Annotated in this window: 7 protein-coding genes; all 7 read right to left on the reverse strand. The window is 37.4% G+C overall.

The annotated features are described in order from the left end of the window. Window positions 1-18 precede the first annotated feature (18 nt). On the reverse strand, window positions 19-579 hold the full coding sequence (locus A3860_RS31445; protein ID WP_081154215.1) for a hypothetical protein: 561 nt from the start codon (window positions 577-579) through the stop codon (window positions 19-21). A 57-nt stretch (window positions 580-636) separates the two neighbouring features. After that, window positions 637-1194, reverse strand: a complete 558-nt coding sequence (locus A3860_RS31450) for a hypothetical protein (RefSeq protein ID WP_143774352.1) — start codon at window positions 1192-1194, stop codon at window positions 637-639. 593 nt (window positions 1195-1787) lie between these two features. After that, window positions 1788-2348: a hypothetical protein gene (locus A3860_RS31465; protein ID WP_081154225.1), complete on the reverse strand. Its 561-nt coding sequence runs from the start codon at window positions 2346-2348 to the stop codon at window positions 1788-1790. A gap of 102 nt (window positions 2349-2450) precedes the next feature. Continuing rightward, a complete protein-coding gene (locus A3860_RS31470) occupies window positions 2451-2735 on the reverse strand; it encodes a hypothetical protein (RefSeq protein WP_081154228.1) in 285 nt (94 codons plus the stop codon). Next, window positions 2732-3259, reverse strand: a complete 528-nt coding sequence (locus tag A3860_RS31475) for a hypothetical protein (RefSeq protein ID WP_081154230.1) — start codon at window positions 3257-3259, stop codon at window positions 2732-2734. The genes A3860_RS31470 and A3860_RS31475 overlap by 4 nt, the downstream gene beginning before the upstream one ends. 474 nt (window positions 3260-3733) lie before the next feature. Beyond that, window positions 3734-4279, reverse strand: coding sequence for a hypothetical protein (locus A3860_RS31480; RefSeq protein ID WP_081154232.1), 546 nt, complete (start codon window positions 4277-4279; stop codon window positions 3734-3736). 10 nt (window positions 4280-4289) lie between these two features. Next, window positions 4290-6370, reverse strand: a 2081-nt coding sequence (locus A3860_RS31485) for an RHS repeat domain-containing protein (RefSeq protein ID WP_081154235.1), incomplete at its 5' end; no start/stop codon positions are given.

Raw genomic sequence — 6370 nt, forward strand, 5'->3', positions numbered from 1 at the left:
CATGTATTCAAATGACACCTAGCTGTCATTTACTGTTAGTATGCTGATAAAATTATTTTTGATCAGATACATTTTGGTTTTTGCCGTATCAGTTGTTGTTTTATAAACATATGCTTTGGTACTGCTAATAATATTGGCTGAAATGAATGGTTTAGGGGTTGTAAGTGTAAAGGATTCCCCTGTTTCTCCAGCCAGGTCCAAAAAATTCTGGCAATTTGAAAAAATGCCAAAGCATTTTACAATTACGCCATCGTTTTTTATTTCAATATAACCATGCCCTGCAATTGCGCTATCACCTTCGTTGCGAAAATCAATAGCGTATCTATCAAACCCAGCTATTTTGGGGGGATGTTCAACGCTTTTAAATATTAATGAACAGGAAATACGAGGGCCATTGTCGTCATTTGATCTGGCAATTATTCCTGAGATAATACCGCTTTTATTGTCAAACGATAGGTCGATCGTTTCTTCATAATTGCCGGTCTTAACTGCATAATTCTGGCTAAAGCCTATTATCGATGTGCATAATATTATGATGGTAAGTGCTCCTCTGGCGATACAATTTCCTCTAATTTTCATTTGGGCTTGTTTTGTTTTACAAGGGTATAAATTCCGGAGGATGATCAGTTTTCCTGATTATTCCGCATCTACCATGTATTCAGTCAACCGAACCTCCGGTGAATTCAGGTTCAGCGAAAAATTGATCGAGGAATCTTGCAAAGACAGCTTAAAATAACTTTGGTCTTCTTTTGTACCCCTGAATTCAAAGGCACCAACTCCCTTTACTTCAAAATAATGAAACTGCTTTTCTTTTGTAAATAATAAGACCGTAGTGCTGCCGGTAGTCAGGGAGCCAACGCCAAAGATCGTTTTTTGTACATCGAAGTAGTTTAGTTTTACCTGGTATTTTCTGCCATTGTAATGCACCAATGTATCTGCCGAAAATACAAGCCGGGGTGTTGATATTTTTCCTGTTTTAAACAGATCGCTGCTTGTATATTTAAATGAGGCCTGCTCAACCCGGTTCAGCAAGGTGCCGGTTTGGTGAGGCTGATCGTAGCTGCTGCCTGCAATATTTAAACCTGTGTTCGAATTGAAGTTGGAATGGGAATTACAGCCAAATAAAAATACCAGGCTGCCAGTCAGTAAGAGCATTCGTTTCCCGGCAATGGCGAAATGTTTTCTTTGTTTCATAGTACTTACATATAAAATGAAGTCATGCCTATAAATAAAATGAATGTTGATACTATCAAGAGGCAGCATACTATGCCTGTAAAAACCAATAAGGTTGGTTTGACTATGCCGGTTGAGCGCGGTATAAATTTAAACAGTTTATATAATAAAATAACTTGCAGCAGGATCATTATTGCCCATAGTATTTTCCTGACCTGGAGCTCCCTGTTTATCTGGATGATAGTTTCGGCATCCAGTATTTTCAACCCGCTTCCAGGTTGAAACCTTGAAAATGATAAAAGAAATAGTAAAATAGCAATGCTTAACAGGAATATCGATCTCATGCGTGCACAAAGTAACGGCTAATTTGGGCCCCATATAGCCCAAATTAATATTCGTGCAGTTTTACCAATAAGTGTGCAGTTTTGACCAATAACCGTGCAGCGGAAGGCTCGAATGCCCTGTCAGCCGTAAATCCTATTTGGCCGGGCAGCAAGGTGCCGGTTTGTTGGGGCAGGTTGCCTGGCAGAACTCCTATGTAAAAAAATAATAAAAAAACCTTGTAAATCTTTCGACTTACAAGGCTCACATGCAAAGATTAGAGGTCCATGGTATTAATCCAGGTGATTAGCTATACATGTATTGAGTGCCTTTTGCGCTGCATTGCTTCCTTTAAATAAAGGAAAATCGCTTATCAATTTATCGTATGTATATTTATCCTCACCAAGATCAATGCACATAGTTTCAATTAATTTTCCAAGCACTTTTTCCTTGTAGGTATTACCTTTTTTATTTAAGTAAGCATCAATCCCCTCATTTGCTGATCTATTTCCTGGTAAATATTCATACAAAGTCATGCCAACTCCTTCCCAAAGAGACTCATCCTTATTTTGTGTTAAAAATTTTCCAATGATAGCATAATCCACATCGTTCAGTACTGCTTTATTCTTCATTTTTTCCTCAACCATGAAAATGTCTTTACTTTCTGGAAAGGACTTTTTTATGCTATTTGAGTCTGAACCAGGATTTGCTGTTACTTGTTCGGCATGTTTTGCAGTATCATGTTTTAGAGTAGTATCTGTCGCTGTACCAGCATCAGCCGGAGGATTATTATTGCTGTTATTACAAGACAATACAATAAACAATAAAACACTTGTTACTATACTATTTTGCATAAGATATTAATTTTTGTTAGTTGCCCCGAATATTGTTGGTTGGTTTAACAGTGGTATTGTCTTGCCGTGGCTCCTCTTTTTTTGTAGTCAAAACAAATTACCTCAATCTCCTATCAACTGCAGGTCTGTTTTGTCATTTACGGTTTTTTCAAGAAAGTCAATAAAATCCAGTACGCTTTTGCCGGGCTTTGTGATTTCGTTTTTTATGAGTTGTATTAGCAGTAAGGCATGCTGATGGGTTAAACGAGTATTGCCATATTCGTCGATGAAAATGCCCGTCTTTTTTTTAAGTATTTCAATGGGTACAGCCAGCGAACTATATAACTCGTCTGTTATAGTAAATAATAGATCAGTTGCTGACTTATTTTTATAAATATGAATACTCATTCAGATTCAACAGTATATTCAGTTAACCGAACCTCGGGAGAATTGAGATCAAGCGAAAAATTGATCGCAGCATCTTTCAACGAGAGTTTAAAATAGTTTTTGTCTTCTTTGGTACCCCTGAATTCAAAGGACCCCACTCCTTTTACTTCAAAGTAATGAAACTGTTTCTCCTTAGTGAATAATAAGACCGTAGTGCCGCCGGTAGTGAGGGAGCCAACTCCAAAGATCTTTTTCCGAACATCGAAGTAGTTTAATTTAACCTGGTATTTTTTGCCATTATAATGTACTAATGTATCAGCGGAGAAAATCAGTTGGGGTTTTGAAACTTTTCCTGTTTTAAACAGATCGCTGCTGGTGTATTTAAAAGAAGCCTGCCCGATCCGGTTCAGCAAAGTGCCGGTTTGTTGGGGCAGGTTTCCGTAATTATCGGCAATTTGTAAACCTGCGTTTGAATTGCTGTTAGAATGGGAATTACAACCAAATAAAACCAGTATGGTAGCGAGCAGGAACAGGGTTTGTTTCATTGTAATTGCTGTTTGGGGGGTAAAAATAGCGATTTTATAGAAGCAGGGCTTTGATAATTGAGGGGGGATGGTAGACACGTGGTGATATAATACATTTCCATGTACCCCAATATCCCAATACGGGCTTCTTCAATCGGGACCTTTAAGATTAGCCAAGTTATAAAATGGCGAATATCCATTGTAGCTGCGGCCTATGAAAAAATGTATTATTATTGTTTTACCCAAAAGAATTTCGTATCTGCGTAATTTGAGTCCCTATTCAGCAAAGGAAGAAGGCAATCATTTTCCAACTATAAATAAAACTGAAATACGGTGAATGGTCATGAATGTTTTTATCAGCACAGGGTGACTAAGATAAAAAGGTAAGGCCGCAGTTTCTGCGGCCTTAACAATATACCTTGAAATAATACTAATTTGAGGAAATCAAAATTAAAAGCAATCAGATGACAAATGTAATCTAAACTGATGATCATTTTATTTGTCCAGAATCATCTTTCCATTTTGAAAAACTCTTGTAATACATCTTGTGACTCCGCAGCTTTGAAACGAATGAACATAATTAGAAGTATCAGTTCCTATAATACTCCCAAAACCGTTTGATGCCTGTCCCATATTATAAGAATAATAGATGCTAACATCAGTGAACTTTCCGTAAGTTTTTAGTTCATATGAGATATAGCCTTTTTCTGTTAATTGTTTTTCGGAAAAGGAAAGCCGACTCATTATAGGTTGTTCATTTCCAGTAATGAATAGCCTTTCAACCTGATTTGAAATTATAATAAATTCATTCTCACTAGCAAAATAATTAAGTATTCCTTTTTCTTGTGAACTTAATGTGTCCTTTTTCCATTGAGCGTTAACACTATTATTCAAACTGCTGATACTGGTTGTACTATCCTTAATTCCGTTACTATTCGTATCACCAAATCCAGAACCCTCCTTAGTGTTTGATTTTTCCTGACTACTAGAGCAGGACAACCATGCAAAACAGGTAAACAAAAGAAAATAAATTCTGATCATATCTTATTATTTATTCTTTAACTTCATTTTGTTGTTTTTTCCCAGCCTCAAATTTAGCTTTAATAACGGCACTTACTTCTTCTTTGGTTATTTGCTCATCACCGTTTGTATCTAATCCTGCATTTTGTTTATAGTTTAATGTTTCAGTCTTCACTCCATTCTTATCAGTTTCATACTTATTGAATAACACGTAATCATTATCTTTTGTAGCGGCTGCGGGCCAAAGAACAACCATATAAGCATCTTCTAATGAAGTAAGTTTTCCAGTATAATTTTTAAAATACTTTTGAACATAATCTAATTGTTGAACCGCAGTCATCTTTGCCAAAGCATCAGTGGTTGTACCCATATCCAGAGCAGTTTTCTTCATAAATTGGATCAGACCTGTTGCTGTAGATCCGGCTCCATTTTTTTGCGAAGGGCTAAATGAACCGCCAGTTTCAAATGCCATTATCGACATCAAATAGTTAACATCCAATTTTAAATTTTTAGCTACTTCAGCCACTTTTATTCGAAAATCTATATCCACCTTCTTCCCCCAAACCATACTTACATCTTTTTTATCATTTGATACAAACTTTGTTGTTAATATGTTTGATTGGTATGTCACTAATCCATTTTGGATAGTGGCGTATTTATGCACTTCCCAATGACCACTGGATTTGCCATAAGATTTTGAGCCAAATGGATTAGAAAAAGGGTTATTGTCTACTGATTTTACTTCAAAAAATGGTTTTCCTGTAAATTGGCTATGATATATTGTTCTAACTTCTGCTTCTGCACCATCCAAATCAGCTGCTTCTATTGGCATATTTGATGAAAATTGATAAGGAGTTAATTCGGGAAAACTTTGAATTAATGGATCTAAACTCAAAAACCTACCTACTCTGGGATCATAAATCCTCATCCCATAATCCTGCTGATTTCCCTCTCCCTTCACATCATTATCATTCTCCTTACCATTAAACCCATATCTATATCCACCTACATTAAAATTTCTTCCCGGCTCCACCATTCCGAACGGATAATAGTCCTGCGCACTAACTATATCCGCTTCGTAATGATCAATCAAAGTATTGTTTGAAGGCGAAGATACACCAATTTTTCGATCACTAATTGTTGCCAGTACATTGCCCAAGTGATTACTCAACTCATACTGGATTTTGCCACGCATCATTTGGTCGTCATACACTATACCAATATTAGGTATGGTACCGGAAGAAATACTTAATGTACCATTGAGTACTAAATTACGATTTCTTATCCCCAGCCTTTTGCTTCCATAAACTGCTTGTTCGTCAACCGTTATCGTTGATGCTTTTATTGTATAGGTGGAGAGCGTATTGCCCTGAGCATCCCTTACATACCAGGTAGTAACAGGTCCACCGGTCACACCGCTTCCGCTAAGCGTTTTACTGATCCTGCCGCCAGACACATCATAAGTGTAATCTATATTTACGCCATCGGTTTTCTCAATCCGCTTGATCTTTCCATATACCGTCCAAACTATTTTACTTATTTTTTCACTTGTGTCTTTTATCATATTACCTATTGCATCATAATCATAATTACCCACCGGTTGGCTTTCAAGGTCAGTAGCGTACCTGGAATTATCGGTCACATCATCGACTATATGATCCAGTTTGTTTGTTCCGGCTATATAACTGTAGTGTAATCTGTCCATAGCTACATTGGCACCTGCTTTATCGCCATCGCGATTATAAGATTGAATATTGCCATTGCCATCATAGGTGATACTTTCGCCATACTTGCCTGCCGCAACTGGCGGTTTAGCGCTGCTCCATTGATTAGTGAGACTGTCAAAGGCGTTGAAGGCATTCATACTTACCAGGCGGTTTAACTGATCATGTCCATAATTATACAACATCGTTCCCAGGCCTTTTATGCCCATATGCATGTTGCTAATGTTACCACCGTACTGCGGTTTATAATCCTGCAAATAAGCCCCGGCTTCAGCAAAGGATAATTTGGTGACATCAATATTTTTATAATCGCCCATATAATAGTTCAGGGAGAACCCGATGGCATCGCGAGCCGTTACGCTGCTGGCAGTATTACCATCTTCACCCA

The sequence above is a fragment of the Niastella vici genome, assembly GCF_002077945.1.
In the GTDB taxonomy this organism is placed as follows: Bacteria; Bacteroidota; Bacteroidia; order Chitinophagales; family Chitinophagaceae; genus Niastella; species Niastella vici.

Excerpts from the sequence above, each read along its gene's own strand:
- A3860_RS31480 (WP_081154232.1), bottom strand. The coding sequence starts at position 4,279 with ATGATCAGAATTTATTTTCTTTTGTTTACCTGTTTTGCATGGTTGTCC.
- A3860_RS31470 (WP_081154228.1), bottom strand. The coding sequence starts at position 2,735 with ATGAGTATTCATATTTATAAAAATAAGTCAGCAACTGATCTATTATTT.
- A3860_RS31445 (WP_081154215.1), bottom strand. The coding sequence starts at position 579 with ATGAAAATTAGAGGAAATTGTATCGCCAGAGGAGCACTTACCATCATA.
- A3860_RS31465 (WP_081154225.1), bottom strand. The coding sequence starts at position 2,348 with ATGCAAAATAGTATAGTAACAAGTGTTTTATTGTTTATTGTATTGTCT.
- A3860_RS31475 (WP_081154230.1), bottom strand. The coding sequence starts at position 3,259 with ATGAAACAAACCCTGTTCCTGCTCGCTACCATACTGGTTTTATTTGGT.
- A3860_RS31450 (WP_143774352.1), bottom strand. The coding sequence starts at position 1,194 with ATGAAACAAAGAAAACATTTCGCCATTGCCGGGAAACGAATGCTCTTA.